Here is a 26489-nt window from a genome sequence, read left to right as displayed (position 1 = left end):
CCCAACGAATCAGTTGCAGACAAGGCCCCACAAATTCTTGCGGCAGGAGCGGTAGTCGCTTTGGTCACCACGTCGGAAAGTACACGTAACCAGCAGGAACAGGTGATTTTGCTGGCCCTGCCGACACCAGCAGCCAACGTCGTAGCCGCGGCATCTCTGTCCAATGCGATCACCGTGACATTCCGCTGACCGCACAAAGCGTCCGAAGCTCCTCTAGGATTTTTCCAGTCGGTTCGGTATCAACGGACCATCTGGCACTTGCCATCGGAGACTCGAGGGGACACCGACATGCTCAAGGGATTCAAGGACTTCCTGCTTCGCGGAAACGTGCTCGACCTGGCCGTCGCGGTTGTCGTCGGCGCAGCCTTCACCGCCATCGTCACGGCATTCACCAGCAACATCATCAACCCACTCATCGCAGCTATCGGCGGATCCGACGAATTGGGCTGGGGAAAGGAGATCATTGCCGGTAATTCCGAAACCTTCGTGAATATCGGCGCCGTGGTCACCGCGATCATCAACTTCATCATCATCGCAGCGGTCGTCTACTTCGTGCTGATCGTCCCTGCGAATGCGGCGAAGAAGAAGTTCGTCTCCGAGCCCGAGGACAAGGAAGCCAGCGAAACCGATCTGCTCATCCAGATCCGCGACATCCTCTCGGCCAATGCCGGTGGCGCCGACACGGGAGCGCACGCCAAGACTCTCGAATAGGCAGTGCCCACAGATCAAATCAGGCCCTCGGACAATTGTCCGGGGCCTGATTTACTTCTCAACCGCCGTGGTGCGGGGGCCGCTGACTGCGCAGCCAGTCGTCGTCCGAGGACCGCGAGGATCCCTCGGGACCCCGCTCGTCCGACGTCGTCTCGGGAAAGACGTCCCCGAAGATGCGCGCCAGGCGCTTCTTGTCGACTGACGGCTTCTTCGGGGTATCTCGTTGCTCCGACAAGCTGTCTCAGCCCTCGAGGCTGGAGAGCTCGGCGATCACGTGACTCGCCAAAGCCGTCAGGGTTGCCATGCCGTCGCGAATTGCCGGCCTGGTCGACGCCAGATTGGCGACCACGGTGCTTCCCGAAACTCCGACGAGGCCGCGGGACAAGCCTGCTTCGAGCGATCCGGCCGAAAGACCGGAAGCACGAAGTGCTTCGGCAATTCCCGGGATCTCGCGATCGAGAACCTCAGCGGTCACGTCAGGAGTGACGTCACGCGGGGATACCCCGGTACCGCCGACCGAGATGACGAGGTCGACGCCACCGATGACTGCGGTGTTGAGAGCGTTGCGGATCTCCACTTCGTCGGCGGCGACGGCGACCGTCGCATCGACGAGAAAACCCGCTTCGTTCAGCAGTTCCGTGACCAGTGGACCGATGGAGTCGGTGTTGTCGCCGTGGGCTGTGCGATCGTCGACGATGACGACCAGAGCGCGGCCGGCCGATGTGGCTTCGAGTTCCATGACTCCTACCGTAGTGTCCGATCCCGACGCCGTTGCGATCTGGCCGAAGATCGGGTCGATCGTCTGCTGATCGCCGAACATCATCGGCCGCCCTGCGCTGCCGCGGTTCCCAACGTGACGTCGACGGTCTTGGTCTGCCCGCCGTCGCTGTACGTGATCGAGACCTTGTCGCCGGGAGCATGTGAACGCACTGCCGCGATCAGCGAATCACCATCTGCGACAACACGATCGTCGACCTTGGTGATGACTGCACCCTTCGGAATACCGGCCTTGGCGGCCGGCCCGTCAGCAGTGACATCCATGACGGTTGCGCCGTCGGCGTTGTCCTGCGACGGCACGGTCACGCCGATCATGGCCTGAGTCGCCTTGCCGGTCTTGATCAGTTCGTCGGCGACGCGGCGTGCCTGATCGATCGGGATGGCGAAACCGAGGCCGATCGAACCGCCTTGGGTACCCGACGACGCTCCGAGCGAGGCGATCGCCGTGTTGATGCCGATCAGCTGGCCGTCCATGTTGACGAGGGCGCCACCGGAGTTGCCGGGGTTGATCGCTGCGTCGGTCTGCAGAGCGTCGATGACGGTGTTCTGGTTGCCGGACTCGCCGCTCGTGGAGACCGGGCGATCGAGTGCGGAGATGATGCCTTCGGTGACCGTGCCGGCCAGGCCGAGCGGGGACCCGACGGCAACCACCTGCTGTCCGACCTGGACGTCGCCGGAGTTGCCGAGATCGATGGGCGTGAGGTCGTTGCGACCGTCGACCTTGATGACGGCGATGTCGGAGACGGGGTCGGCACCGACCAGAGTGGCCGAGGCCTTGGTTCCGTCGGAGAACGCAACGCGAAGTTGCGCTCCCTGTGCGCCGGCAACGTGGTTGTTGGTCAGAATCAGACCGTCGGAGGACAGGATGACACCGGAGCCCTCACCGCCCTGTCCCTGCGCGGTGGCCACCTCGATCTGCACGACGCTGGGCACGACCTTCGAGGCAACGGCCTGAACCGAGCCGGCGGGAGCGTTGGACGTGTTGGTCGCAGTGGGCTTCGGAGCGTTCAGAGAGTTGGTGACCGTCGCGGTTCCACCGTTGCGGTCCGCGACGACGGCGCCGACCACGCCACCGACACCACCACTGACCAGGACCAGGGCGAGAGCGCCGGCAACCAGCGCCATGCGTCCCGACTTCGGCTTGGTGGTGGTCGAACCGGAGTTCGGCCCCTGCAGCGGTGCGGGGATCTGGTTGTGGCCGCCGCCCGGGCCGTTCGGACCGCCGGGGCCACCAGGGTTGGGTGCGCCGTACGGGGCGCTCTGCTGGTACGCGGCCTCATGGGCACCGTGCGGGTGGCCGAAAGCCTGCGTGGGCTGCTGCTGTGCCTGCCCGAAGGCTTCGGTGGGCCTGCCTTCAGTGGGTCGGGCTTCGGCGGGTCGGGCGAACGACTCGGTCGGCTGGTACGGCTGCTGAGGCGCCTGCCCCTGAGGCTGCTGCGGCGGCACGGGAGGCTGTGCCTGAGGTGCTGTCGGCTGTGCCTGAGGTGCTGTCGGCTGCGCCTGGGTGGTGGGCTCGCTGTTGGGCTGCTCGGGCCGGGTCGGCCCGACGTTACGGTCCTCGGTCATCGGCTCGCTTTCGTCTACGGTGACCACCGGACGGGCAGTCACAACTGTTCTGCCGACAATGCTGCCTTGCGCTGCTGAGAAGGCGCTGAGACGTGCCTGTCACTTTACCCAGAGTTCGACGTGAAAAACCGGTGTTGTCGGTTCGGCCCGAAAGACTTTCGGGCCGAACGCATTAAGCCGTGACGTCAGTCACCGAAGCGCGGGACCAACGGTCTACAGAACACGCTACTCGGCACTCGGCCCCGGTTCACCGGGAAGCACGATACGAACAAGCGCTCCCCCACGATCGGATTCGTCGATCGCAATGGTGCCGCCGTGCTTGACGACGACCTGACGCACAATCGCAAGTCCCAGACCCGATCCCGGCATCGAACGTGCCGCAGTCGACCGGTAGAAACGATCGAACACCAACTCCCGATCCTCCTCCGGAATGCCAGGTCCCGCATCACTTACGGTCAATTCCAACAATCCTTGACCCACCGGACGCATTTCGACGCGTACCTGTTCGCCCTTCGGACTCCACTTCGCAGCGTTGTCGAGGACGTTCAGCACGGCACGCGACAGGCCCGCTTGATCTCCGTAGACGTACCACGGAGTGGTGACCGCCTCGAACTCGATTTCGTTGCGCCTGCGCCGCGCTCGTTCGAGCGCACGCTCGACGACGTCGCTGACGTCGACGCGCTCGTACACGGTTTCGGGTGCGTCTTCACGGGCCAGGTCGACGAGGTCGCCGACCAGAGTCGACAGTTCCTCGATCTGCGCGACGACGTCGGCACGAAGTTCTGCCATGTCCTCGTCGGGAATCTGCGGCGCACCGGGGCGACTGGACGCGATCAGCAATTCCATGTTGGTGCGCAACGAAGTCAACGGCGTCCGCAACTCGTGTCCGGCGTCCGCAACGAGGCGCGACTGACGCTCACGGGACTCGGCGAGCGCCCGCAGCATCGTGTTGAAACTCTCTGTCAGGCGCGCCAATTCGTCGCTGCCGGTAACGGGGATCTGCGTCAGATCGTCGGTCCGAGCGACTCGTTCGGTGGCAGCAGTCAGCCTGGCAATGGGTCGTAAACCAGTGCGGCCCACGGTAGTACCCGCCACCGCCGCAAGTATGACGCCACACCCGCCGACCACGAAGAGCACCCAGGCCAGACGGTCCAGTACCGCAACGGTCGGCGCGAGCCGCTGACCGATCACCAAAGTGCTTCCGTCATGGGTTCGTTGAGCCAGCACTCGCTGACCGTCGACGGTTCGCAGCGAGGAATCCGATTCGCCACGCGCTACGGCGTCTTCGGCTTCACCGATCGGCACGTCGGAACCGGGCGGCTGGTACGTGCTCAGGTCCGAGAAGATCAGGGCCACACTGATGTCGGTGGTGTACAGCGTCGCACCGGAGATGTAGCGAGGATCGAATCGCACGACATTGCTGTCGATCAGCACCGCTGCCCTGGTACGCAACTGGTGATCGACGTCCGCGTAGAGCGCACGCGAAACCACCGCGTAGGCAGCGATCGCCATGACTGCGACGGCAATGGCCACCACCGACGCGGCGAGCAGCGTCACACGCCAACGTAATGACACCGAACGGGTCAGTGGCATCGGCGGGCGCATTTCGACGGACGCTTGGGTGGTGGAGGATTTCTTCGGTTCGGCGTTCTTGCCGAACGGAGCGGTGATCACGGAGGCGTCTCCCGCAGGACGTATCCGACTCCGCGGACGGTGTGGATCAACCTCGGTTCGCCGTCGGCTTCCGTCTTGCGACGCAGGTAGCCGACATACACCTCGAGGGCATTGCCGGACGTCGGGAAGTCGTATCCCCACACTTCTTCGAGAATGCGTCCACGGGTCAGCACGCGGCGTGGGTTGGCCATGAGCATTTCGAGGAGGGAGAACTCGGTGCGCGTCAGGCTGATCGATCGTTCGCCGCGCTTGACCTCACGGGTGACCGGGTCGAGGGTGAGGTCCTCGAACGCCATCATTTCGGAATCGGCGTCCAGATCGGGCGCGGTGCGGCGAAGTAGTGCACGCAACCTGGCAAGCAACTCTTCCAAAGCGAAGGGCTTGGGCAGGTAGTCGTCCGCTCCGGCATCGAGACCGGCCACTCGCTCGCTGACCGAATCGCGGGCGGTGAGCACGAGGATGGGCAGGTCGTCGCCGGCACTGCGAAGACGACGGCACACTTCGAGTCCGTCGAGTCGCGGCATCATGACGTCGAGCACGACGGCGTCGGGCCGGTTGGCGAGGATCTTCTCGAGTGCGTCGAGCCCGTCGACCGCGAGCTCGACCGTGTAGCCGTTGAAGCTGAGCGACCGCCGAAGCGACTCGCGAACCGCCCGGTCGTCGTCGACCACCAAAATACGCATACCGACAGTTTGGACTGAAGTGCTGAGATGCGGCTGAGAGGGTCCGATTCCGGCCTCCGGCGTGTCGCGGTCAGTCCCGGGTTCGCCTCGGCCCGGGCAGGCTCCAATGACGCCATAACGCAAGCAGTCTGAACACCGCGGCGAACGCTGTGCCGCACACCAGCGCGGCGTTGGTGGACAGTCCGGCTTGCGAGACTGTGACCACCAACGCAGCGCCGAGCAGTGCGGGAACCGCGTACAGGTCCTTGTGCAGGAGCAGTGGCACCTCGTTGACGAGAACGTCGCGGATCACGCCGCCGCCGATCGCCGCGGTCGCACCGATCAACGTCGCCGCCAGCGAACTGGCGTTGTTGTCCAGCGCGATGACGGCGCCGGTGCTCGCGAACAAGCCCATCCCCAGTGCGTCGAGCGCCAGGATTTCACGACGCAGTCGATTGAGCGGCTCGTGGAGGTAGAACACGGCGAGTGAGGTGGCGGCGGCCGTTCCGAAGTACGGCCAACTGCTCAGAGAGCTGGGCGGATGGACGCCGAGGAGAACGTCGCGGACGATACCGCCGCCGATGCCGGTGAACACACCCACCGAGCACACCCCGAAGATGTCGAGTCGCTTGGTGACGCCCACCAGGGCACCCGAGGCCGCGAACGCCACGATGCCCACCAGTTCGAGGATCCTCAGCAGCACCGGCCAAGGATCGCACGGTCAGATGCGGCTCGGGTCGATCACCCCGAGCCGAACTGCTTTGACCAGTCGCCGAGGCACCCGGTGGGTCTGGCCGAAGGCCGTGACCTCGACCAGATCCGGCGCCGTCGCCTTCCACTGGGCACGACGGCTGCGCGTGTTGGAACGGGACATCTTCCGCTTGGGAACGGCCATCAGAGTGCCTTGCGCTTTCCGTAGCGCCGCTCGAACTTCTCGACGCGTCCGGCGGTGTCCATCACACGTTGCGCTCCGGTCCAGAACGGGTGAGAGTCGCTCGTGACGTCGACGACCAGCAGCGGGTACGTGCCACCGTCTTCCCATTCGACGGTGCGCTCACTCGTCACGGTCGATCGGGTCAGGAAGCTCTTGCCGGTGCTGGCGTCCTGGAAGACCACCGGGTGGTAGTCGGGGTGCATCTGCTTCTTCATTCGTTTCCCTCTCGCGTTGATTCGGTTTCGGCATAAGGTGATTCGGATTCGTCACACGGGTCTTCGTGAAACTCGCCGAACGGGTCTTCCCACGTTGCCCACGACGCTTCGTCCGCCAATTCGTCGTCGGTGACCAAGGCGTGCTGCAGTGTTCGGTCGATCTCGAGCGGGTTCGCACCGCAGGTCAGAACGACCATCGAGGTGTCGCGATCACCGAAACGCTCGTCCCATTTCAGAGCCGCGAGGGCACGGCGCTCGGCCGGAACGCGCTCTCGTTGCTCCGGCGTCATCGCGGCCAGCCAGGTGTCTGCGCTCGCAACCCGCAAGCCACCGCCGGCCGATTCGAGCCAGAGCGCTTCACCCGGTTGCGTCGCCACCCAGACGCGCCCCCGGGAGTACACGACGCCTTCGAGCAGAACGTCGATCGCCTCGTGCAGACGCCCGGGGTGAAACGGCCGGTTCGCGGTGAACTCGACCAGCATCACTCCGCCGTCGTCGTCGAGCGGCGGCTGGCGACGCAGCAACGGTGAGTGAGCGTCGGCCAGTTCACCGCGTCGCGCATCCGCAGGCACCTCGAGGAGCAGTGCCTCGATGTCGTCTCCCTCATCGAAGACGGGTACCCGCGGAGCGATGCGCGCGAGAACCGCGTTCAAGCGGGACCGCTGCCAGCCGTCGAGCGCATCGGACCCGCGTAGGACGAGCGCGTCGGCGAAGTCGACCTGCCCGACGACGACCTGAGCCAGGGTGCGGTCGTCGTCGAGGGCTTCGTCGCCGGTGGCGTCTGCCAGCCAGGTCACCGCGTCGATGCACGTCACGACGGCGTCGACGCGGACGTCCCGCTGCGCCGGTCCGTCCAGTTGGCCGACGACGCCGGTCACGACGACGTGCTCGATCGCCCAGCACAGCGCCTCGGGCTCGAGTTGCCGGTCCAACAGCAACACGATCCGCTGCACCGAACTGTGCGAGTGAAGCCGGCGCAGGAGCGGCAGCAAGTCTTCGCGCAGGGTGCAGGAGACGCAGCCGTGCGCGAGCTCGAGGATCGTCTCGCGCTCGGACACAGTGCCGGCAGACCCGGCACTCCCGGTCATCGAGGTGACCGTCCGCCGGACCACCCCTTCACGGACGTGGCTCAGGTCGTGGTGGACCAGAACAGTTCCCGTTCGCAGCAACGCTCGTGCGGTGTGTGGGGTGGATTCGCTCATGCCGGCGACCAGGACCAGCGGAGTCCTGCCGTCCAAGATCGTGTTCACAGCGGGCCTTTCTGGGAATGATTGTCATTACCGAGGTTGAACGGTACATTGATCTCACCGCATTGTCGAAAATGATTGTCATCTGCAAGTTGAAAGGAACACCCATGTCGGCTCACTGCCAAGTGACCGGACGTGTGCCGGGGTTCGGAAAATCCGTCTCGCACTCTCACAAGCGTTCGAACCGTCGCTGGAACCCGAACATCCAGCGCAAGACCTACCTCCTGCCCAGCGAGGGGCGTCGCATCACACTCACGCTCTCGACCAAGGGCATCAAGACGATCGACCGCGACGGCATCGAATCCGTCGTCGCCCGGATCCGCGCGCGCGGCGAGAAGGTCTGAGCAGATGGCACGCAACGAGATCCGCCCGATCGTGAAACTCAAGTCCACCGCGGGCACCGGGTACACGTACGTGACCCGCAAGAACCGTCGTAACGACCCCGATCGACTCGTACTGAAGAAGTACGACCCGGTGCTGCGAAAGCACGTCGATTTCCGAGAAGAGAAGTAGGCATGGCCAAGAAGTCGAAGATCGCGAAGAACAACCAGCGACGGGTCGTCGTCGAGCGGTACGCGGAGCAGCGGTCCGCTCTCAAGGAGACGATCCGCTCCCCGAAAAGCTCGGCAGAGGAGCGCGCGAAGGCCCAAGCGACCCTGCAACGTCTACCACGCGACGCCAGTCCGGTACGATTGCGCAATCGAGACGCTGCGGATGGACGTCCGCGCGGCCACCTGCGGAAGTTCGGGCTCTCCCGGATTCGCGTGCGAGAAATGGCGCACCGTGGGGAACTGCCTGGCGTACACAAGTCGAGCTGGTAAGGAAGTCGGATGGCAGTCAAGCGTTCACCGTCGAAGAAGCCACGCCCCGTAGAGGGTCGTAAGCCCAAGAAGAACCCGTTGTTCGCAGCGAAGATCACGCATGTCGATTACAAGGACATCAACTTGCTTCGCACGTTCATCTCGGACCGCGGCAAGATCCGCAGCCGTCGCGTCACGGGCCTGACCCCGCAGCAGCAGCGTCAGGTCGCCGTTGCAGTGAAGAACGCACGCGAAATGGCGTTGCTCCCCTTCACCGCCGCCCGGTAGTCATACGTGCTCGGTAGTCACACGTAGAAGTACCGAAGAGGTCGCGCAGTCACTCGACTGCGCGGCCTTTTTGTTGCCCGGACTAAGATTTCCCGAAGTCGTTCATTCCAGTCGAGAGGTGCCCGCAGCGTGTCGGGAGTTGTTGCGGGTTTCACCGTAATTTTTGTTGTCATCGCGGTTGGGTATCTCCTCGGCCGTCTCGGCACCCTCGGTAGCCAAGGACAGTTCGTTCTCGGTCGACTCGCCTTCTTCGTCGCGACGCCTGCCCTGCTGTTCACCACCCTCGCGTCGTCTGATCTTTCGGTGATCTTCTCGCCGACGCTCGCCGTTGCGTCGACTACTGCCTTTGCCGTCGGCGCTCTGTACGTCGTCGTCGCAAAGATCTGGCTCAACCGGCCGCTACCCGAACTGACCATCGGCGCGCTGTCGGCTTCGTACGTGAATTCAGCCAACCTCGGAATCCCGATCGCGGTGTTCGTGCTCGGCGATGCCACGTTCGTCGCGCCGCTCCTGCTCTTTCAGATCGTCGTGTACTCCCCGATCGCCTTGACGATCCTCGATCTGACGGCCCTTCGCGGCGCGGATGCCGAGAAGCTCTCGTTGATCGACACCGTCACCGCCCCGTTCAAGAATCCGATCGTGCTCGCGGGCGCTGCGGGGTTGATCGTCGCGTTGATCGGTTGGGTACCGCCCCGGCCGCTGATGCAGCCTTTCGAATTGATCGGCGCGACGTCGGTACCCGGTGCGCTGTTGGCATTCGGGCTCTCGCTCTACGGAGTGCGGGTGCTGGAGAAGGGCTCGAGTCCACGCCGCGACGTCGCGCTGGCATCGACGCTCAAGATCGTGGTCCAACCTGTGCTGGCCTATCTGATGGCGCATTTCCTCCTCGGCATCGACGGTCATCAGTTGTTCGCCATCGTGGTCGTCTCGACGTTGCCGACGGCGCAGAACGTCTTCATCTATGCAAGCCGCTATCGGCGCGGAATGGTCCTCGCCCGAGACAGTGCCTTTGTCACCACTTTGGCGTCAATTCCCGCAATTGCGCTGGTCACAGCGCTACTCGCTTGAGCAGGGTTACGGTGGATTCATGCGTGTACTAACCCTCGCCGTTCTGGCCTGCCTTGCTGTGGCCGGATGCTCCGTCGGGGCCCAGACCACGGGGCCGGTTGCCGCACCGAATCCGATGGCGGCCAACGAAGCAAGTCCCGCCGACTGGTCGCTCGGAACCCCCGTTCCCGACGAGGTCGACGACAGCGAGATGGGCACGGAGTTCGACAGCCGCACCGACATCGTGGGTGCGACGGCCACGATGTTCGAATCGTGGTCCGAGGTCGACGATCACACGGTGGCCGTCCACTTCGTGACCGGCACTCCGGAGTGCTACGGCGCGTACGCAACCGTCGAAGAGACCGATACGACGGTGATCGTCACGCTCCGAACCGGGGCACTGCCCGAGGCCGCGGACAAGATGTGCATTCTGGTTGCCGTGTTCGGCAGCTTGGATGTCCCGCTGAGCCGACCGCTCGGCGATCGTCACGTCATCAACGGCTAGCTGCGCGCCTAAACGGCACAAGTTCGACGATCGAACACGCCGTTTCGTCAGGTGTGGTGTGCGTCTCCTCGGGACAGACTGAAAACCGACACCCGTTCACTCGCTCGTCGGCAGCTTTCGACTCGAGCGGTGCTCAACATGAAGGAGCTCGCAAGTGCCTACTCTCCAGAGAGACGTTGCAATCGTCGGTGCCGGCCCCTCTGGCCTGGCAGCTGCAACCGCGCTGCGCAAGGCCGGTTTGACCGTCGCTGTGATCGAAGCGCGCGACCGCGTCGGCGGCCGCACGTGGACCGACACCATCGACGGAGCAGTTCTGGAAATCGGCGGCCAGTGGGTCTCCCCCGACCAGACCGCGCTGATCTCCTTGCTCGACGAACTCGGCCTGAAAACTTTCGAGCGCTACCGCGAGGGCGAGTCCGTCTACATCTCGTCGGCAGGTGAGCGGACGCAGTACACGGGTGATTCCTTCCCCACGAACGACACCACGAAGAAGGAGATGGACCGTCTCATCGACGAGATGGACGATCTCGCAGCACAGATCGGCGCCGAGGAACCGTGGGCACATCCCCTCGCCCGCGATCTCGACACAGTCTCCTTCAAGCAGTGGCTGATCAATCAGTCCGACGACGCCGAGGCACGTGACAACATCGGCCTCTTCATCGCCGGTGGCATGCTCACCAAGCCCGCCCACTCGTTCTCTGCCCTGCAGGCCGTACTCATGGCCGCTTCCGCAGGTTCGTTCTCCCACCTTGTCGACGAGGACTTCATCCTCGACAAGCGAGTGATCGGCGGAATGCAGCAGGTATCGATCCGCATGGCGGAGGCCCTCGGTGACGACGTCTTCCTCAACGCACCCGTGCGAACGGTGAAGTGGAACGAATCCGGTGCAACGGTGTTGGCGGACGGCGATGTTCGCGTCGAGGCAAGCCGAGTGATCCTGGCCGTACCGCCCAACCTCTACTCCCGAATCTCGTACGATCCCCCGCTGCCGCGTCGTCAGCACCAGATGCACCAGCACCAGTCCCTCGGCCTCGTCATCAAGGTTCACGCGGTGTACGAGACGCCTTTCTGGCGCGAAGACGGCCTCTCCGGCACCGGCTTCGGCGCGTCCGAGGTAGTGCAGGAGGTGTACGACAACACCAACCACGAGGACGATCGCGGCACCCTGGTCGCGTTCGTCTCCGACGAGAAGGCCGACGCGATGTTCGAGCTTTCCGTCGAGGAGCGTAAGGCCACGATTCTGGCCTCACTTGCCCGCTATCTCGGCCCGAAGGCCGAAGAGCCGGTTGTGTACTACGAATCCGACTGGGGCTCGGAGGAATGGACCCGCGGTGCGTACGCAGCGAGCTTCGACCTCGGAGGCCTGCACCGCTACGGCGCGGATTCCCGCACGCCCGTCGGCCCGATTCACTTCTCGTGCTCCGACATTGCGGCCGAGGGATACCAGCACGTCGACGGTGCCGTTCGGATGGGTCAGCGAACCGCAGCCGACATCATCGCTCGCAGCAAGGCCTGACGGCCGCTTTGCCAAGTCTCGATCATTGCCCGGCAGTCACGATTGCCGGGCAATGATCGAGAGCAGTAGTTCGGCCCGAACCCTGGCCACTTCCAGCCGACAGTCGATCAGGCTCTCCACCTTCGCCATTCGGCTCCGCAGTGTGTGCCGGTGAACGCCCATCGTGATGGCGGCCGCTTCCCAGTGTCCGTTGGCCTCGAGAAATGCCCGCAACGACGCCAGCAGTTCGGTGCCGTTGTCACGGTCGTAGTCCTCGATCGGTGTGATCATCGTTTCCGCCAGCGTGTTGAGCACTTCACGCGTCGAATCGAAAGACAGCAGCACACTTCCGGTCAGCGCCGCGAATTCCAAAGGTTCGCCACCGATTTCCGCCGCCGACGCACACAGCTGGGACTGTTCGACGGCGACCGCCAGCGCAGCGACCACCCGTCGCGCGCTCAAGCCGACACGAAGCGCGCGAAGATCCGACCTCGATACCCCGCCGAGCAGCTCTCGGGCGAACTCGACGTCGTCGGTTCCACGCAGCAGCACCGTGACGCGAGTGTCGTTGATCCGCGAGAACAACTGCCGCCCTGCCTTGTTCATGAACTCGGCAATCTCGGCTCCGACGCGTCCCGCTACGTCGGACGTGTCGGCAAGAACTGTCAATCCTCGGATCATTCCCTCGCCGTCGGCGGCCTGCCTGATCTGTTGCCACGCCGGCGCCGGGTCGCGATCCTCGGTGAGCAGCAGCCCGAGGGCGTGCGAATTCAACTGATCCTGAGTAGCACGCAGGCGCGCAGGTTTCTCGAAGTCCAACGCCAACAACGAGTTCGCGTGACCGAGCAGTATCTGATCGACGTAGCTGAGCGCCGAAGCACTGATCACCGCCAGGTATCCGTACGGCGTTCGCCCGACGCTGATCTGCTGCACCGCGATCGACGCTCCAGACCTTGCGAGCGTCACGCTACTGGAGGCACCGCCCCCGAGAGTTGCTCGCAGTTCGTCGATCACGTCGTCCGTCGGCAGTTGAGGTGAGCTCTCGAGAACTCTTCCGGCGACGTCGAGAAGAAGCACCGTCGCCGAAGTCGCGATCGCCAGTTCACGCACGGTCGCAGCCGTTCCGCCGGAAATGACGGCACGAGTCATTCGCGGTTGCGCCCGCGACGCCCGGAGGACCGCTTCGTATTCCTGCTCTGCCAACCGGCTCATCACACGCTTGACGACGGCAGCAAAAGGCGTCGGCAGCGGCACCTCGATCAGCGGGAGTCCGATCTCGTCGGCGACGGCCACCAGATCGGCCGGGACCTCGGGGTACGAGAGCCCGGTTCCGAATCCCACCGCCGCCACACCTGCCGCGTCGAGCATTCGGAGATAGCGGCCGCGCTTTTGCTGAGTGGACGGCAATCGGATGCCGGTGGTGAGGATGAATTCGCCGCCGGTCAACCACCGGAAAGGGTCGAGCAACTCCGTGGCGTGCGCAAATGTGATTTCGCGACCGACGCCCTGGGCGCCGCCTTTGAGTTCCAGCGCGAGGTCCGGCTGCGCCAACATCCACCGCACAGCGATCGTCATGGGCTGGACTGTACAACTCGGCGCGTCGGCGATCAAAGATTTCACCTTTTTGGCAGCTGCCTTTACTTGTGAGTCAGCGCACACTTGCTCACACACGCCCCACAAAGTGCGAGTTCCGTGCTGATCACCTCGGCCGGAACTCGTTCGACCTCGAGAGGAACCGGTACCGATGTCGATCGTCGTACTCGAGAACTACATCAACGGTGAATTCGTCGCCTCAGCCGCGACGGAAACACTCGACCTGATCAACCCCGTGGACGAGAGTGTGGTCGGGCGTACGCCGGTCTCCACGAAGGAAGACGTCGACGCCGCCGTCGAAGCCGCACAGAGAGCATTCGAGACCTGGGGCAAGACGACGCCGAGCGTGCGGCAGGCTGCACTCCTCAAGCTCGCCGACGCCATCGAAGCGCACAGCGACGAAATCGTCGCAGCCGAAAGCGCCAACACCGGCCAGGCCCACCAGATGATCGCCGACGAAGAGGTCAAGGTCGGAGCCGATCAGATGCGGTTCTTCGCCGGAGCTGCACGACTTCTCGAGGGCAAGGCGGCCGGAGAGTACATGGAGGGTTTCACCTCCTACGTCCGTCGTGAGCCGATCGGCGTCGTCGGTCAGGTCACGCCCTGGAACTACCCGTTCATGATGGCGCTGTGGAAGATCGGGCCCGCCCTCGCGGCCGGCAACACGATCGTCCTCAAGCCCAGCGACACCACACCGGGCAGCACGCTGGTCCTGGCGAAGCTCTCGAAGGGCATCCTGCCGGACGGCGTGTTCAACGTCGTGCTCGGCAACGGCGGAACCGGCGCGACGTTGGTGGAGAACCCGGCCCTCGGTCTCGTCTCGATCACCGGTTCGGTGCGGGCGGGCATCGCTGTCGCCGTGTCCGCAGCACAGCAACTCAAGCGCGCGCACCTCGAACTGGGCGGCAAAGCGCCGGCGATCGTCTTCGGCGACGTCGACATCGAGAAGACCGCCACCGGCATCGCCGAGGCAGCGTTCTTCAACGGCGGCCAGGATTGCACCGCGGCCACTCGCGTGATCGTTCACGAGTCCATCCACGATCAGCTCGTCGAAGCCCTCGTCCGGAACGCCGAGAAGCTGCGCCCCGGAGCGCCTTCCGATCCTGATGCCTTCTACGGCCCGCTCAACAACATCAATCACTTCAACGCCGTGAGCGACAAGATCGCGAACCTGCCGGCGTCGGCCAAGATCGTTACCGGCGGAAAGCGTTCGGGCGAAACCGGATTCTTCTTCGAGCCGACCGTCATCACCGGCGTCGCGCAATCGGACGACATCGTGCAGGAAGAGACTTTCGGTCCTATCCTCACAGTCCAGAGCTTCTCCGACGAGAAGGAGGCGATCACGCTTGCCAACGACGTTCGGTTCGGCCTGGCCTCGAGCATCTGGACCAAGGATCACGGTGTCACGCAACGCGTCTCCGCTGCTCTCGACTTCGGTGCGGTGTGGATCAACTGCCACATCCCGCTCGTCGCCGAAATGCCGCACGGCGGCTTCAAGTATTCCGGTTACGGCAAGGATCTCTCGGCCTACGGAGTCGAGGACTACACCCGTCTCAAGCACGTCATGAGTTCGCACGACTGAGTCGCCGCCCCTCCTGCTGTGCGCCTTTATCAACCCCCCGCGGTTAATAAAGGCGCACAGCAGATTCCTCCAATCCGGAAAAGAGCCACCATGCGCCTTATCGTCGGATACCTCGCCACGCCCAGCGGTAAAGACGGGCTGGTCCTCGGGGCCCAGCTCGCGCGCAGTCTCGGCGCGCAACTCGACATCTGCATGGTCCTCCCACCGGATCGGACACTGCCGGCCAAGGTTCCCTCGGAAGCCGGCTACGACGACATCCTCGCCGCGCGTGCACACGACTGGCTCGCCGAGGCGAAAGCGTCGGTGCCCGAGGACATCCAGGTGGAAGTACACCTGAGCTTCCACGAGTCGTTCGCTCAGGGCCTGCTCGACGAAGTGGACCGACTGAATGCGCTCGCGATCGTGGTGGGAGCTTCCGGCGACGGTTTGCTCGGCCGTCACGCGATAGGTTCGGTCTCGACCGAACTGCTTCACTCCGCCCACGTCCCGGTAGCACTGGCGCCTCGCGGAACGCGGCACTCGGCGGCCACTGCGATACGAGAGGTCACCTGTGCACTCGGCACCCGTGTCGGCGCCGACATCGTCTTGAACACCGCCGTGCGCGCCAGCGAACTGATGCAGGTTCCGCTCCGACTGGTCTCACTGGTAGCGCTCGACCCCCAGAACGATCTGCGAGATCATCGCGACACCGCCGAGTCGGCCAGGGAGCGTGCACGAAATCACGCTCAGGACACACTCGACGTCGCAAGAGCCGCGCTCCCCGCGGAGTTCCCCATCGAGGTCATCATTGCCGACGGATTTACCGTGGAATCGGCAGTGCGTCAACTGGACTGGCAGGACGGCGACCTCGTGATGGTCGGTTCAAGTCGCCTCGCACAGCCCCGCAAACTGTTCCTGGGCTCCACCGCCGCCAAGATGCTGCGCGTACTGCCCGTACCCATGGTCGTAGTGCCCAAGCACGAATTCACCCAGCCGGAGGCACTGTCATGACCAGCACCGAACTGAGTTCCAAAGGCCTCGCCACCGGCAAGATCGGCATGATCTCCGGCGCGGTGCTCGGAATCTCCTCCGTGGCACCGGGTTACACCCTGACGGCCAGCATCGGATTGATCGTCGCCGCGGTCGGTCTCAAGATGCCCGCCATCTTCATCGCCGGCTTCATCCCGATGTTCCTCACCGCGTACGCGTACCGCGAACTGAACTCCGACACACCTGACTGCGGAGCGTCATTCACGTGGTCCACCAAGGCATTCGGACCGTACGTCGGCTGGATGTGCGGCTGGGGCATGGTGATCGCCACCATCATCGTGCTCTCGAACCTCGCTGCAATTGCCGTCGACTTCTTCTATCTGTTCATCGCGCGGGTGGCCGACAATCCCTCCATCGCCGATCTGCCGGGCAATAAATTCGTCAACGTCGGCACCACGCTGGTGTTCATCGCGTTGGCCACCTGGATTGCCAGTCGGGGAATCACCACCAGCGAGCGCGTACAGTTCGCGCTCGTCGGCTTCCAGATGGTGCTGCTGGTCGTCTTCGCCGTCGTTGCACTGGTTCACGTCGGCGCCGGCGACGCCCCGGCCGGATTGTCCTTCGACCTGAGTTGGTTCAACCCGTTCAGCGGACTCGCCATCGGTGCGTTTGTCATCGGACTCACCGGATCGATCTTCGCGTTCTGGGGCTGGGATACCTGTCTCACGCTGGGCGAGGAGTCGAAGAACCCCAAGAAGACCCCCGGTCGCGCCGGTTTGCTCTGTGTCGCAACCATTCTCCTGACCTACCTGCTGGTCGCCGTTGCCGCGATGATGTACGCCGGCGTCGGCGAGGAAGGCCTCGGCCTCGGCAATCCCGACAACTCCGAGAACGTCTTCGGCGCTCTGGCCGACCCGGTCCTGGGCAACTGGGGCGGAATGCTTCTGTTCCTCGCGGTCTTCGTCTCTTCAGTCGCCAGCCTGCAGACCACGTTCCTGCCCGCGGCACGAACCATGCTCGCCATGGGTGCATACGGAGCTTTCCCCAAGAAGCTCGCCGAGGTCTCGCCTCGGTTCCTGGTGCCGTCGTACGCGACCGTCGTGGCAGGCGCGGTAACCGCAGTGTTCTACAGCGTCGTCACGTTCCTGTCCGAAAGTGCTCTGCTCGACACGATCGCCGCACTCGGCATCATGATCTGCTGGTACTACGGCATCACCGCATTCGCGTGCGTGTGGTACTTCCGCAAGACGCTTTTCGAGAGCGTACGAAACTTCGTCTTCCGGCTCGCGTTCCCACTCATCGGTGGTCTCATGCTGCTTGCGGTGTTCGTCATTTCGGTCCAGGAGAGTATGAATCCGGACAACGCCAGCGGAGCATCCATCGGCGGAATCGGCCTGGTCTTCTTCCTCGGCTTCGGAATCCTCATCCTCGGCGCGGTACTGATGATGGTCATGCGAGTGCGCAATCCCGAGTTCTTCGAGGGCAAAACCCTCAACCGCGACACAGAGGCTCTGCGCGACGAGAACGACCTCAGCGTGTCTTAGGAGACAGTAGGTTCGGGGGCCTGAGCGATCAGGCCCGCCATCAATACGCGCAAGCCGAATTCGAAGGCGGCGTCGGCACGTTCGGGATTTTTCCCGGATGTTGCCAACGCCGCCTTCATCGCGTCGTTGGCTTCGGGTCCCGACGCCCACTGGACGTCCGGCGCCGCCAGGTCCAAGGCCGAACCGAGAACAAAACTGTCGACGGTCGTGATCGCGTGCAGTGTTTCGGTCGGGTCGAAGCCACCATCGTCAAATGCCTGCGCCAATGCGTTGTACAGAGTGAACGCCACACCGGCCTGCACCGTCTGGGCCGTGAAGAGCGGAATCAGACGAGGATGCGCGGCGTAGCTTCGCCGGTACTCGGCTGCCAGCGCCGCGACGGTCTCACTCCAGGTCCCCGAGGCCGACTCGACGTCGATTCCTGCCATCAGCTTAGCCCTCATCAGTTCGACGATCTCGGCTCGTCCGGAAACGTGGTTGTAGAGCGAGGACGGTCGAACCTTCAGTCTTGCGGCGAGTCCCGGCATGGTGAAGTCGCCGGATTCGTCCACCGACTCGATCGCTGCCTCGGTGATGATCGCCGGTGAGAGCAGTCGTTGCGATGGCCGCGGCATATGTCCTCCTGTAGTGATCCACACCGTTCGGGGCGCTGCAAAAAACAATTCCTCGAAAGTCCTTGATCAATCAGCGCTCACCCACCATACTTAACGAATCGCATTCGTTTTACGTCGAACGTCGAATACCCGAGCACCGAGGAAACCCCATGCTGACGATCACCGCCCTCACCCCACCCGAGTCACCGGCCGCGACTTCGCCGTCCACGTCCACCCCTCTGCGTGTAGGTCTCGTCCAACATCGCTGGCACGAGGACCAAGACGACCTCCACGCTGAATTGAGCGAAGGCATTGCGTCCGCAGCGAAGCTGGGCGCCTCCGTGGTCTTTCTTCCGGAGCTGACGCTCAGCCGCTACCCCGCCTCCACCCCGGCCGGCGACAATCCCGGACGCGCGGCGGAAGACCTGCTCACCGGACCCACTTTCGCCTTCGCCACCAAGGCCGCCGCGGAGAACCAGGTTCTCGTTCACGCGTCGTTGTACGAGCGCAGCGAGGCCGAGGACGGCCTGGGCTTCAACACCGCGATCCTGGTCTCGCCCGGGGGTGAACTTCTCGGTCGTACCCGCAAGCTCCACATTCCGGTGACGGCCGGGTACTACGAGGACACGTACTTTCGCGGCGGTCCGTCCGAGGACGCATACCCCGTTCACGAGGCACTCGGCGCCAAGTTCGGACTCCCGACATGCTGGGACGAGTGGTTCCCCGAGGTCGCACGTGCATACTCCCTCGCCGGTGCCCAGGTCCTGGTGTACCCGACGGCGATCGGCTCGGAACCCGATCACCCGAACTTCGACACCCAACCGCTGTGGCAGCAAGTGATCGTCGGAAACGGTGTCGCCAACGGCACTTTCATGGTTGTCCCCAATCGCCACGGCAGTGAAGGTCTCATCACCTTCTACGGTTCGTCGTTCATCTCGGACCCGTACGGACGCATCCTCGTTCAGGCTCCGCGCGACGAATCAGCCGTCCTGGTCGCAGATCTCGACCTGCAGCACCGTGAAGACTGGCTTGCGCTGTTCCCGTTCCTGGCCACTCGCCGACCCGACACCTACTCGGCCCTGACCGCACCGGTGAACACTGCAGGAGCCAACCGATGACCTGGCGCATGCCCGCGGAAAGTGAGCCGCACGAACGTACCTGGATGGCGTACCCGAGCGCCGGATACTCTCTCGGGGACACTGCGGAAGAGCAGCACGAAGCGCGCTCGACGTGGGCGGCCGTCGCCCACGCCGTCGCCGAATTCGAGCCGGTCACCGTCGTCGTCGATCCCGCCGAAGTCGAAGAAGCACGAAAGTACCTGTCCGAGAAGGTCGACATCGTCGAGGCACCTCTCAACGACGCGTGGATGCGCGACATCGGGCCGACGTTCGTCCTGTCCGACGAAGGCCGTCTCGGCGGAGTCGACTGGGTGTTCAACGGCTGGGGTGCACAGGATTGGGCGCAGTGGGACAAGGACTCGAAGATCGGCGCATTTGTCGTCGAACAATCCGGTGCCCAGTTGATCGACTCACCAATCGTCAACGAGGGCGGCGGTATTGCGGTCGACGGTCTCGGCACCGTCTTGGTCACCGACACCGTCCAACTCGATCCGGGACGAAACCCCGACCTGACGAAGGCCGACATCGAGGCCGAACTCGCCCGCACCATCGGCGCCAAGCACGTGATCTGGCTTCCCCGCGGATTGACTCGCGATCAGGAGACGTACGGAACGCGCGGACACGTCGACATCGTCGCTGCCATCTCTTCCCCCGGAGTTGTACTCGTCCATGACCAACGCAATCCGGTGCACCCCGACTACGCCGTCAGCAAGACGATCATCGAGTTGTTCGAAAGCTCGACGGACGTCGGCGGTCGGCCGTGGAAGGTCATTCGGGTACCTGCGCCCGAGATCCTGCGCGACGACGAGGGATTCGTCGACTACAGCTACATCAACCATCTCGTGGTCAATCGCGGAGTGATCGCCTGCAGCTTCGACGATCCGGCCGACGCCGAAGCGGCCCGGATCCTTGCGGCCGCCTACCCCGGGCGCACCGTCGTCACCGTCGACGCCAGACCGCTGTTCGAACGTGGCGGCGGCATCCACTGCATCACCCAGCACCAGCCCGCTGAACAAGACTGACGGCGGCAGAATTAGCGGCGACCTCGCATGTAGTCACTCACGACCGCGGCGCCGAGGCCGTCCAGGTCCGGCGCGATGACGCGTCCACCCACCCGGTGCGCCATCCGGTCGACCACCCTGGCCAGACCTGGATCCTCACCGAGGCGGAAGAACGTGACCTTGGCGCCCAGCCTGGCCACCGCGTCGAGTGCTCGAACCGTCAAACCGAGGGTTCGCGCACTCGGCGGGTAGTCGAACCTGGCTTCTCCGTCCGCTTCGAGATGAGCCGTCGGCTCACCGTCGGTGACGATCAGTACCACCGGCTGTGCGTTGGAGTGGCGTCGAAGATGCCTGGCCGCCAACAACAGTGCGTGGTGCAGGTTGGTTCCCTGGTCCCACGCGCCGTCCAAACCAGCGAGCTCCGACGGGCTCAGCACGTGCGCGTGGCGTCCGAAGGCGATCAACTGGAGTTCGTCGCTGCGAAATCGCGTACTCACCAGATGATTGAGTGCCAGAGCGGTGCGCTTCATCGGCACCCAGCGATCTTCCATCACCATCGAGAACGACGTGTCCACCAGGAGAGCAACCGCAGCCTGACTGCGCTGTTCGGTTTCGGCCACCTCGACGTCGACGACGCTCAGCCGCACCGGCATTCGGCCCGGGTCACGCAGGACGGCGTTGGTGATGGTTCTCGTGACGTCCCACGGTTCCGTGTCCCCGAATTCCCATTCGCGGGACGCTCCGGTCGGTTCACCCATCGCACCGGCCCGACGCGTATCGCGTTGACCGGTTCGCGACGACAGTTGCCCGGCGACATCGCGCAGAGCAGTCTGCCCGAGCTGTCGCATGGCTTTGGGCGACAAGCGCCATTGACCATCCGGTGCACGATCGAAGAAACCCTGTTCCTGCAAAGCCTTTTCGAGATCAGCCAGGGTGCGAGCATCAGCGGCGGCTTCGTCGCCGAGTTGCCGCGCGAGTAGCTCGGGGTCGATGTCGTCGAGCGCCGCGCCCGCGTATTGCTGCGACAGTTGATCCGCCAAGGATTCCAGCTCGGCGATGTCCTGCAGGGCACCGGTCCCCTCACCCAAACCCATACCGTTCTCGCCGCGGAACTGTTGCGAACCTTCCCAGTCCTCACCCGGCCGAGCCGCCTGAAGGAACTGGTCGAGTTGACTCAGCTCACTCATCAGGCTCGGATCACCGAATGCCTGCTGCGCCAACGCATCCAACTCGTCACGCTGCTCCTGCGAGAGCGAGTTCCGCAATCGTTGTGCAGCCGCCGCGCGCTGCGCCAAAGAATCCAGAAGTTCCTCGACGTTGCGCGGGTTGTCCGGGAAATACTGCCCGTGCTTGTCCATGAACTCCGCGAACTGCTCCGCAGTGTCGACCCCGCGAGAGTGCGCGTCGAGCAGTTGATTCAGATCAGCCAGCATCTGGCGTATCTGCTCACGATCCTCGTCGGTGGCGCCCTCGAGTGCCTGCTTCATTCCCGAGAAGCGTTGATCGAGAACCTCACGTCCGAGCAGATCACGAATCTTCTCGTAATCCGCGCGAGCCTGTTCGCTGCGCCAGTTGTAGTCGGCCAGATCTTGCACGGCCTGAGCTGTCGACGGCGGTAACTCCTCGATCCGCATTTCGTTGAATCGTGCGTCGTCGTCGAGAGCACGTGCCAGTTTTTTGCGCTCTTCGAGCACCGCCTTGTCGAGAAGCTTACGAACCTCGTCGAGCGTTCCGTCGAGATTGTTGCGGCGTAGCAACTCACGTCGGCGCCGGTTCGCCTGGGCAGCAAGGTCGTCGAGCCCGCGCATGTCCCGGTTGCCTCGGCGCAGGAGCTCTCGGAGGGCATGGCGCGGCGACGTGCCCGACAACACGTCGTCGCCGATTGCTGCCAGGGCCTCGCGCAGATCCACGGGAGGCGCGAGCGGATCGGGACCACCGTCGTAAGGCCCGTACCGCGGATTGTGGATCATCACTGCCCCTTACGAATATACCGAGCGGCCGCCCGGGCCTTGATCTTTGGAGATCCGGCGCGCGAGGTAAAGCCCTTCGAGGGCAAGTTCGGCACCGGCGGCACGCTCGCCGTCGGATTGCGCACCGAGACGTTCGGCTACTTCGTCCAGGACCTCGAGGTCCGGAAGCTCGTCGAGAAATGCCTTGGCCGTGACAGATTCACCGGTGACGATCGTGTTGCCCATCTCCACCGCAGCAACCAGCATCCCCAGGTCGATCCCGCCGAGACGTACCCGAACCGTATCGGCGGTCGCGCGACGCAGCAGGTGCTCGAGCACCTCCAGTTCCCGTCCCTCTTCACCGGATTCGAACTCGACCTTGCCGCGAAGAACCTCGACCACGGACTCGAGATCGACGGGCCGTGCAACAGGATCGGCTTCGCCGAGCACCGCTGCCCGTCGTACCGCGGCGGCACTGACGGTTTCCGCGCCGGCGACGGCAAAGCGTGCCGACACACCCGATCGCTGGTCCACCGAGGTGGATTCGCGTAGCAAGCGCGTGAATCTGGCAAGAATTTCGAGAAGGTAGTCGGGCACCTCCGCGGCCAGGTGCGCCTCCTGCTCGATCACCGCGATCTCGCCCGCCAGCTCGACGGGGTAGTGAGTGCGGATCTCGGCGCCAAAGCGGTCCTTGAGTGGTGTGATGATGCGCCCGCGGTTGGTGTAGTCCTCGGGGTTGGCGCTCGCGACCAGAAGAACGTCCAACGGAAGCCGAAGCGTGTACCCGCGGACCTGGATGTCCCGCTCTTCCATCACGTTGAGCAAAGAGACCTGGATGCGTTCGGCGAGGTCGGGGAGCTCGTTGATGGCCACGATTCCGCGATGCGCGCGAGGCACGAGGCCGAAGTGAATGGTCTCCGGATCGCCGAGGCTCCGGCCTTCGGCAACCTTGACCGGATCGACGTCGCCGATCAGGTCGGCGACCGAGGTATCCGGCGTCGCCAACTTCTCGGAGTACCGCTCGCTGCGGTGGCGCCAGGCGATCGGGAGGTCGTCGCCCAGTTCCTTGGCTCGACGTATCGAAGCCGGGGTGATCGGCTCGTACGGGTGCTCCCCCAGTTCCGAGCCTTCGATGACGGGCGTCCACTCGTCGAGCAGGAGCCCGAGAGTGCGAAGCAACCTCGTCTTTCCCTGACCTCGTTCGCCGAGCAGAACCACGTCGTGGCCGGCGATCAGCGCCCGCTCGAGTTGCGGGGCGACCGTGTCCTCGAACCCGACTATCCCGGGCCAGGGGTCACGGCCGTCCCGCAACGCGGCGAGAAGATTCTCTCGTAGTTCTTCCTTGACACTTCGCTGTACGTGTCCGGAGGCGCGTAGCTCTCCGAGGGTTTTTGCGACAGTCACCACTCCACGCTACGAGTGTTTGCGGGGTTTCGCCTCTCGCCGAGGAAGTTCGGTCGCTCAGCCCTCGATGTTCTCGGGATTCATCCAGATGATTTCCCAGATGTGGCCGTCGGGATCCTGGAAGCTGCGGCTGTACATGAAGCCGTGATCCTGCGTCGCGTTACCTTCGGAACCGCCGGTCTCGAGCGCCTTGTCGACGAGGGCGTCGACGGCCTCACGGGTCTCGGCCGAGAGACCGAGCAGCGCTTCCGTCGACGTCGAGGTGTCGGCGATGCCCTTGGTGGTGAAGGTCTTGAAGAAGGGCTCGGCCAACAGCATCACAACGATGGTGTCACTGATGACCATCGACGACGCATTCTCGTCGGAGAACTGCGTGTTCTTGGAGTATCCGAGGCCCTCGTAGAAGGTGGTGGCCTTGCCGAGGTCCTTGACGGGCAGGTTGAGGAAGAACATCGGCTGCGGGTTTGTCGCCATGAAAGGTCCTTTCCGAGACTTTGCTGTGCGCCTTTATTAACCGCCGGCGGTTAATAAAGGCGCACAGTAGACCTAAACTCCACCCATGGATACCTGGGTGTTGCCGGCCATGCTCGGCCTCGGACTCGCCGCAGCGTCCGGAATGCGAACCTTCCTGCCCCTGCTGATGCTCAGCGCTGCCGTCCACTTCGAACTGTTCGGGATCACCGTCGGCGAGTCGATGCGGTGGATCGGATCGACCGGCGCGCTGGTGGCATTGGCAATCGCCGCGGTGGTCGAACTGGGTGCCGACCTCATTCCGTTCGTGGACAACGCACTCTCGGTGATCGGGAACGTCACGGGGCCGATCGCCGGAGTGATCGCCGCCTGGGCGGCATTCAGTCATCTCGACCCTGCGATGGCCGCGTTGGCGGGCATCATCGTCGGAGCGCCGACGGCGTTGACGTTCAGCGCCGCGCAGACCGGCACTCGCGCGGTCAGTACGGCCACTACCGGTGGGCTGGCAAATCCCGTCGTTTCCGTCATCGAGGATGTGCTGACTTTCTTCACTTCCTTGATCGCGATGATCTTGCCGCTCCTGATCATTCCCCTGCTCGCCGCGCTCTTGTGGTTCAGCTGGCGTGGCTGGCGTCGTGTCCGGAGTCTGCGCACCGCCTGACCGCACCGACCTGGTAGACAAGTCGTCATGTCCGACACCGAGATCTCGTTCCAATCCGGCGACGTCACCCTGTACGGGAGTCTTCGCCTGGCCGCCTCACCCGACGCCCCTGCCCCGGCCGCGCTGATTCTGGCCGGCAGCGGCCCCACCGATCGCAACGGCGACAGCGCCCTCCTCGAAGGCGACATCGGAACTCTGCGGTTCATCGCGGATCTTCTTGAAAAACAAGGGATTTCAAGCCTGCGTTACGACAAGCTCGGCAGTGGCGAAACCGCCCTCGGCGACTACGACATCGAGGACATCGCCGATCTCGGCTTCAACACTTTTGTCGACGCCGCCTCCGACGGACTGGACTACCTCGCCGGGCAACCCGGTGTCGATCCCGAGCGCTTGTTCGTGGTCGGACACAGCGACGGCGCCGTAGTCGCACTGGCTCTCGCCACCGCGAAGGAGGGCGCCAGAGTCAGTGCCCTCGCACTGCTCGAGCCACTGAGCGTCAGACTTCTCGATCTACTCACGACGCAGATTCACCGCCAGCTCGATGCGGTCGTCGGCGCCGGTCAGTTGCCGGTCGAACTGGCTGACGAACTGCGCGTCGCGCTCGCCGATGCCGTCGAGTCGCTGCGATCCGAGGGCACTGTTCCGGATGACCTGCCCGAGCCGCTGCAGAATGCGGGACTCGTACACGCCAACGCCAAGGCACTCGCCGAGGAAGACGCATTGGACCCGGTTGCGCTCGTGGCGGCGCTACCGGCGGGCATGCCCGTTCTCACGAGCTGCTCGGACAAGGACATCCAAGTCATTCCCGCCGATGTCGCGGCACTCGACGCCGCGCTCTCACATACAGCGCTGACTTCCGTGCGGATGCGCAACGCCAACTTCGTACTCAAGGACATCGGCGACGAACAGTCCACCGGTGCCGACTACGTCGCGCCGCTTCCGTACTCGGCAGAGTTCTCGGAGCCCTTCACAGCGTGGGTCCGTTCGTTCTCCTGATCACGTACAGACCGAACGTCCTCTTTTTCAGGTAGAAAGTTCCCTCCGCGAACCATCGCGGAGGGAATTCTGCTTTCTACGCCTGACCTGCAATGGAGACTCTTTCAATCCGGCGAACCTGGGGACAGAAGTCACCCGGAGTTTAAGTTCGCGGCGCTTTTTATTGGTGCGAACCCTCGATCCGTGCTGTACGGTCATCCATTAACCAGCAACGCCACACAGAAAGGAACGGACATCATGTCGCTACACCCGCACGTCGTATCCGTACCTTCGTGGCGCAGCTGCACCGCAGACAAGCACATTTTTTCGGTCGCAATGTCGGCCAAGCACATGGGCAACAAGCGCGGTGTACCCCGAGAATGATCCCCAGTTTCACCGGATTCGTTCTCGGGCACCCAGGGCAAACGCCTCGGGTGCCTTTTCTTTTACCTTTCACACGCAGGAGCACCACATGAAACTTCGAGTCAACCAACTGTCCATCGCGCCGCCGTATGTCGATCTGCCCGGTGACCTCACCGGATACGCCGTCACCCTGGATCTTTCACACTCCGATGCGGCCCACGAAGCTACCCTCGGCGCATTGATCAGCGAGATCCGCAGTCGCGGAGCCTCACGCGTCGTCATCACCGGCTCACCGCGCGAACTCCAGGGCACCCACAGCAGCGCCGCCTGAAAGACCCGGGCGGC

General features: G+C 63.8%; 30 protein-coding genes and 1 pseudogene. 17 read left to right on the top strand and 14 right to left on the bottom strand.

Features of this window, described 5'->3' with window-relative positions; all coding sequences use genetic code 11:
- Both AC1Q61_RS05255 and mscL read left to right on the top strand, forming a co-directional pair.
- A pseudogene (locus AC1Q61_RS05255) lies at window positions 1–189 on the top strand (SAF domain-containing protein); the annotation flags it as partial.
- Window positions 190–288: 99 nt separating this feature from the next.
- Window positions 289–711, top strand: a complete 423-nt coding sequence (mscL, locus tag AC1Q61_RS05250) for a large conductance mechanosensitive channel protein MscL (protein ID WP_007727535.1) — start codon at window positions 289–291, stop codon at window positions 709–711.
- Window positions 712–769: 58 nt separating this feature from the next.
- On the opposite strand, the gene AC1Q61_RS05245 is transcribed toward mscL, so the two are convergent.
- The 9 genes from AC1Q61_RS05245 to mrf form a co-directional block, all read right to left on the bottom strand.
- A complete protein-coding gene (locus tag AC1Q61_RS05245; protein WP_165639126.1) occupies window positions 770–946 on the bottom strand; it encodes a hypothetical protein in 177 nt (58 codons plus the stop codon).
- A 6-nt stretch (window positions 947–952) separates the two neighbouring features.
- On the bottom strand, window positions 953–1450 hold the full coding sequence (locus tag AC1Q61_RS05240) for a MogA/MoaB family molybdenum cofactor biosynthesis protein (RefSeq protein WP_176720912.1): 498 nt from the start codon (window positions 1448–1450) through the stop codon (window positions 953–955).
- 80 nt (window positions 1451–1530) lie between these two features.
- Entirely contained in the window at window positions 1531–3054 is a 1524-nt protein-coding gene (locus AC1Q61_RS05235) for a S1C family serine protease (RefSeq protein ID WP_230587546.1), read from the bottom strand.
- Between the two features lie 225 nt (window positions 3055–3279).
- Entirely contained in the window at window positions 3280–4659 is a 1380-nt protein-coding gene (locus AC1Q61_RS05230) for a HAMP domain-containing sensor histidine kinase (protein ID WP_020908630.1), read from the bottom strand.
- Between the two features lie 65 nt (window positions 4660–4724).
- Window positions 4725–5411, bottom strand: coding sequence for a response regulator transcription factor (locus AC1Q61_RS05225; RefSeq protein WP_003946387.1), 687 nt, complete (start codon window positions 5409–5411; stop codon window positions 4725–4727).
- Window positions 5412–5481: 70 nt separating this feature from the next.
- Complete coding sequence (locus tag AC1Q61_RS05220; RefSeq protein ID WP_003946409.1) at window positions 5482–6093, bottom strand: trimeric intracellular cation channel family protein; 612 nt, start codon at window positions 6091–6093, stop codon at window positions 5482–5484.
- An 18-nt stretch (window positions 6094–6111) separates the two neighbouring features.
- Window positions 6112–6285 carry a 50S ribosomal protein L32 gene (gene rpmF / locus AC1Q61_RS05215; protein WP_007727540.1) on the bottom strand — a complete coding sequence of 58 codons (174 nt, stop codon included), beginning with the start codon at window positions 6283–6285 and terminating at the stop codon, window positions 6112–6114.
- Window positions 6285–6539, bottom strand: a complete 255-nt coding sequence (locus AC1Q61_RS05210; RefSeq protein ID WP_003946367.1) for a type B 50S ribosomal protein L31 — start codon at window positions 6537–6539, stop codon at window positions 6285–6287. Before AC1Q61_RS05210 ends, rpmF begins: the two co-directional genes overlap by 1 nt.
- Window positions 6536–7789 (bottom strand): ribosome hibernation factor-recruiting GTPase MRF, encoded by a 1254-nt coding sequence (gene mrf, locus AC1Q61_RS05205; RefSeq protein ID WP_128637894.1) that lies wholly within the window; start codon window positions 7787–7789, stop codon window positions 6536–6538. The genes AC1Q61_RS05210 and mrf overlap by 4 nt, the downstream gene beginning before the upstream one ends.
- A gap of 104 nt (window positions 7790–7893) precedes the next feature.
- Between mrf and rpmB the strand changes: the two genes are divergently transcribed.
- From rpmB to AC1Q61_RS05170, 7 genes are all read left to right on the top strand, one after another.
- Entirely contained in the window at window positions 7894–8130 is a 237-nt protein-coding gene (gene rpmB, locus AC1Q61_RS05200; protein WP_003946346.1) for a 50S ribosomal protein L28, read from the top strand.
- A 4-nt stretch (window positions 8131–8134) separates the two neighbouring features.
- Entirely contained in the window at window positions 8135–8299 is a 165-nt protein-coding gene (rpmG, locus tag AC1Q61_RS05195) for a 50S ribosomal protein L33 (RefSeq protein WP_003946358.1), read from the top strand.
- A gap of 2 nt (window positions 8300–8301) precedes the next feature.
- The gene (gene rpsN, locus AC1Q61_RS05190) at window positions 8302–8607 is read left to right on the top strand and encodes a 30S ribosomal protein S14 (RefSeq protein WP_003946379.1); all 306 of its coding nucleotides are present in this window, start codon (window positions 8302–8304) and stop codon (window positions 8605–8607) included.
- A gap of 9 nt (window positions 8608–8616) precedes the next feature.
- Window positions 8617–8874 carry a 30S ribosomal protein S18 gene (gene rpsR, locus AC1Q61_RS05185; RefSeq protein WP_003946414.1) on the top strand — a complete coding sequence of 86 codons (258 nt, stop codon included), beginning with the start codon at window positions 8617–8619 and terminating at the stop codon, window positions 8872–8874.
- A gap of 129 nt (window positions 8875–9003) precedes the next feature.
- Window positions 9004–9942 carry an AEC family transporter gene (locus AC1Q61_RS05180; protein WP_042921305.1) on the top strand — a complete coding sequence of 313 codons (939 nt, stop codon included), beginning with the start codon at window positions 9004–9006 and terminating at the stop codon, window positions 9940–9942.
- Between the two features lie 19 nt (window positions 9943–9961).
- Window positions 9962–10426, top strand: coding sequence for a hypothetical protein (locus AC1Q61_RS05175; RefSeq protein WP_007727550.1), 465 nt, complete (start codon window positions 9962–9964; stop codon window positions 10424–10426).
- A gap of 154 nt (window positions 10427–10580) precedes the next feature.
- Window positions 10581–11942: a flavin monoamine oxidase family protein gene (locus tag AC1Q61_RS05170; protein ID WP_007727552.1), complete on the top strand. Its 1362-nt coding sequence runs from the start codon at window positions 10581–10583 to the stop codon at window positions 11940–11942.
- 36 nt (window positions 11943–11978) lie between these two features.
- On the opposite strand, the gene AC1Q61_RS05165 is transcribed toward AC1Q61_RS05170, so the two are convergent.
- Window positions 11979–13496 carry a PucR family transcriptional regulator gene (locus AC1Q61_RS05165; protein WP_003946355.1) on the bottom strand — a complete coding sequence of 506 codons (1518 nt, stop codon included), beginning with the start codon at window positions 13494–13496 and terminating at the stop codon, window positions 11979–11981.
- Window positions 13497–13665: 169 nt separating this feature from the next.
- Here AC1Q61_RS05165 and AC1Q61_RS05160 point away from each other — a divergent pair, with 169 nt between their 5' ends.
- From AC1Q61_RS05160 to AC1Q61_RS05150, 3 genes are all read left to right on the top strand, one after another.
- Window positions 13666–15096 (top strand): gamma-aminobutyraldehyde dehydrogenase, encoded by a 1431-nt coding sequence (locus AC1Q61_RS05160; protein WP_003946421.1) that lies wholly within the window; start codon window positions 13666–13668, stop codon window positions 15094–15096.
- A gap of 90 nt (window positions 15097–15186) precedes the next feature.
- Window positions 15187–16086 (top strand): universal stress protein, encoded by a 900-nt coding sequence (locus AC1Q61_RS05155; RefSeq protein ID WP_492650987.1) that lies wholly within the window; start codon window positions 15187–15189, stop codon window positions 16084–16086.
- Window positions 16083–17609 (top strand): APC family permease, encoded by a 1527-nt coding sequence (locus AC1Q61_RS05150; protein WP_003946397.1) that lies wholly within the window; start codon window positions 16083–16085, stop codon window positions 17607–17609. The genes AC1Q61_RS05155 and AC1Q61_RS05150 overlap by 4 nt, the downstream gene beginning before the upstream one ends.
- Here the strand turns inward: AC1Q61_RS05150 and AC1Q61_RS05145 are convergent.
- A complete protein-coding gene (locus tag AC1Q61_RS05145) occupies window positions 17606–18223 on the bottom strand; it encodes a TetR/AcrR family transcriptional regulator C-terminal domain-containing protein (RefSeq protein WP_042921312.1) in 618 nt (205 codons plus the stop codon). The genes AC1Q61_RS05150 and AC1Q61_RS05145 overlap by 4 nt on opposite strands.
- Window positions 18224–18372: 149 nt before the next feature.
- Here AC1Q61_RS05145 and AC1Q61_RS05140 point away from each other — a divergent pair, with 149 nt between their 5' ends.
- Both AC1Q61_RS05140 and AC1Q61_RS05135 read left to right on the top strand, forming a co-directional pair.
- On the top strand, window positions 18373–19320 hold the full coding sequence (locus AC1Q61_RS05140) for a nitrilase-related carbon-nitrogen hydrolase (RefSeq protein ID WP_064443902.1): 948 nt from the start codon (window positions 18373–18375) through the stop codon (window positions 19318–19320).
- The gene (locus AC1Q61_RS05135; protein ID WP_042921315.1) at window positions 19317–20342 is read left to right on the top strand and encodes an agmatine deiminase family protein; all 1026 of its coding nucleotides are present in this window, start codon (window positions 19317–19319) and stop codon (window positions 20340–20342) included. The genes AC1Q61_RS05140 and AC1Q61_RS05135 overlap by 4 nt, the downstream gene beginning before the upstream one ends.
- An 11-nt stretch (window positions 20343–20353) precedes the next feature.
- Here AC1Q61_RS05135 and AC1Q61_RS05130 read toward each other — a convergent pair whose 3' ends face one another.
- The 3 genes from AC1Q61_RS05130 to AC1Q61_RS05120 are packed head-to-tail and all read right to left on the bottom strand — an operon-like array spanning window position 20354 to window position 24148.
- A complete protein-coding gene (locus AC1Q61_RS05130; RefSeq protein ID WP_492650986.1) occupies window positions 20354–22291 on the bottom strand; it encodes a VWA domain-containing protein in 1938 nt (645 codons plus the stop codon).
- Window positions 22292–22300: 9 nt separating this feature from the next.
- Window positions 22301–23677, bottom strand: a complete 1377-nt coding sequence (locus AC1Q61_RS05125; RefSeq protein ID WP_102999408.1) for an ATP-binding protein — start codon at window positions 23675–23677, stop codon at window positions 22301–22303.
- 54 nt (window positions 23678–23731) lie between these two features.
- The gene (locus AC1Q61_RS05120) at window positions 23732–24148 is read right to left on the bottom strand and encodes a VOC family protein (protein WP_003946398.1); all 417 of its coding nucleotides are present in this window, start codon (window positions 24146–24148) and stop codon (window positions 23732–23734) included.
- A gap of 85 nt (window positions 24149–24233) precedes the next feature.
- On the opposite strand from AC1Q61_RS05120, the gene AC1Q61_RS05115 reads away from it, so the two are divergent.
- From AC1Q61_RS05115 to AC1Q61_RS05105, 3 genes are all read left to right on the top strand, one after another.
- Complete coding sequence (locus AC1Q61_RS05115; protein WP_007727593.1) at window positions 24234–24806, top strand: DUF4126 domain-containing protein; 573 nt, start codon at window positions 24234–24236, stop codon at window positions 24804–24806.
- 27 nt (window positions 24807–24833) lie between these two features.
- Window positions 24834–25802, top strand: coding sequence for an alpha/beta hydrolase family protein (locus AC1Q61_RS05110; protein WP_003946348.1), 969 nt, complete (start codon window positions 24834–24836; stop codon window positions 25800–25802).
- A gap of 451 nt (window positions 25803–26253) precedes the next feature.
- On the top strand, window positions 26254–26475 hold the full coding sequence (locus AC1Q61_RS05105) for a hypothetical protein (protein WP_003946391.1): 222 nt from the start codon (window positions 26254–26256) through the stop codon (window positions 26473–26475).
- Window positions 26476–26489 lie beyond the last annotated feature (14 nt).

The organism is Rhodococcus sp. MPR-R1B, from assembly GCF_058793255.1.
Note: the sequence above shows the minus strand (reverse complement) of the source record. Positions and strands in the feature narration are given on the sequence as shown.

Bases quoted from the DNA above. Each gene is read 5' to 3' on its own strand.
- mscL (WP_007727535.1), top strand. From the start codon at position 289: ATGCTCAAGGGATTCAAGGACTTCCTGCTTCGCGGAAACGTGCTCGAC.
- AC1Q61_RS05240 (WP_176720912.1), bottom strand. From the start codon at position 1,450: ATGGAACTCGAAGCCACATCGGCCGGCCGCGCTCTGGTCGTCATCGTC.
- AC1Q61_RS05235 (WP_230587546.1), bottom strand. From the start codon at position 3,054: ATGACCGAGGACCGTAACGTCGGGCCGACCCGGCCCGAGCAGCCCAAC.
- AC1Q61_RS05230 (WP_020908630.1), bottom strand. From the start codon at position 4,659: ATGCGCCCGCCGATGCCACTGACCCGTTCGGTGTCATTACGTTGGCGT.
- AC1Q61_RS05225 (WP_003946387.1), bottom strand. From the start codon at position 5,411: ATGCGTATTTTGGTGGTCGACGACGACCGGGCGGTTCGCGAGTCGCTT.
- rpmF (WP_007727540.1), bottom strand. From the start codon at position 6,285: ATGGCCGTTCCCAAGCGGAAGATGTCCCGTTCCAACACGCGCAGCCGT.
- AC1Q61_RS05210 (WP_003946367.1), bottom strand. From the start codon at position 6,539: ATGAAGAAGCAGATGCACCCCGACTACCACCCGGTGGTCTTCCAGGAC.
- rpmB (WP_003946346.1), top strand. From the start codon at position 7,894: ATGTCGGCTCACTGCCAAGTGACCGGACGTGTGCCGGGGTTCGGAAAA.
- rpmG (WP_003946358.1), top strand. From the start codon at position 8,135: ATGGCACGCAACGAGATCCGCCCGATCGTGAAACTCAAGTCCACCGCG.
- rpsN (WP_003946379.1), top strand. From the start codon at position 8,302: ATGGCCAAGAAGTCGAAGATCGCGAAGAACAACCAGCGACGGGTCGTC.
- rpsR (WP_003946414.1), top strand. From the start codon at position 8,617: ATGGCAGTCAAGCGTTCACCGTCGAAGAAGCCACGCCCCGTAGAGGGT.
- AC1Q61_RS05175 (WP_007727550.1), top strand. From the start codon at position 9,962: ATGCGTGTACTAACCCTCGCCGTTCTGGCCTGCCTTGCTGTGGCCGGA.
- AC1Q61_RS05165 (WP_003946355.1), bottom strand. From the start codon at position 13,496: ATGACGATCGCTGTGCGGTGGATGTTGGCGCAGCCGGACCTCGCGCTG.
- AC1Q61_RS05160 (WP_003946421.1), top strand. From the start codon at position 13,666: ATGTCGATCGTCGTACTCGAGAACTACATCAACGGTGAATTCGTCGCC.
- AC1Q61_RS05155 (WP_492650987.1), top strand. From the start codon at position 15,187: ATGCGCCTTATCGTCGGATACCTCGCCACGCCCAGCGGTAAAGACGGG.
- AC1Q61_RS05150 (WP_003946397.1), top strand. From the start codon at position 16,083: ATGACCAGCACCGAACTGAGTTCCAAAGGCCTCGCCACCGGCAAGATC.
- AC1Q61_RS05145 (WP_042921312.1), bottom strand. From the start codon at position 18,223: ATGCCGCGGCCATCGCAACGACTGCTCTCACCGGCGATCATCACCGAG.
- AC1Q61_RS05140 (WP_064443902.1), top strand. From the start codon at position 18,373: ATGCTGACGATCACCGCCCTCACCCCACCCGAGTCACCGGCCGCGACT.
- AC1Q61_RS05135 (WP_042921315.1), top strand. From the start codon at position 19,317: ATGACCTGGCGCATGCCCGCGGAAAGTGAGCCGCACGAACGTACCTGG.
- AC1Q61_RS05130 (WP_492650986.1), bottom strand. From the start codon at position 22,291: ATGATCCACAATCCGCGGTACGGGCCTTACGACGGTGGTCCCGATCCG.
- AC1Q61_RS05120 (WP_003946398.1), bottom strand. From the start codon at position 24,148: ATGGCGACAAACCCGCAGCCGATGTTCTTCCTCAACCTGCCCGTCAAG.
- AC1Q61_RS05115 (WP_007727593.1), top strand. From the start codon at position 24,234: ATGGATACCTGGGTGTTGCCGGCCATGCTCGGCCTCGGACTCGCCGCA.
- AC1Q61_RS05110 (WP_003946348.1), top strand. From the start codon at position 24,834: ATGTCCGACACCGAGATCTCGTTCCAATCCGGCGACGTCACCCTGTAC.
- AC1Q61_RS05105 (WP_003946391.1), top strand. From the start codon at position 26,254: ATGAAACTTCGAGTCAACCAACTGTCCATCGCGCCGCCGTATGTCGAT.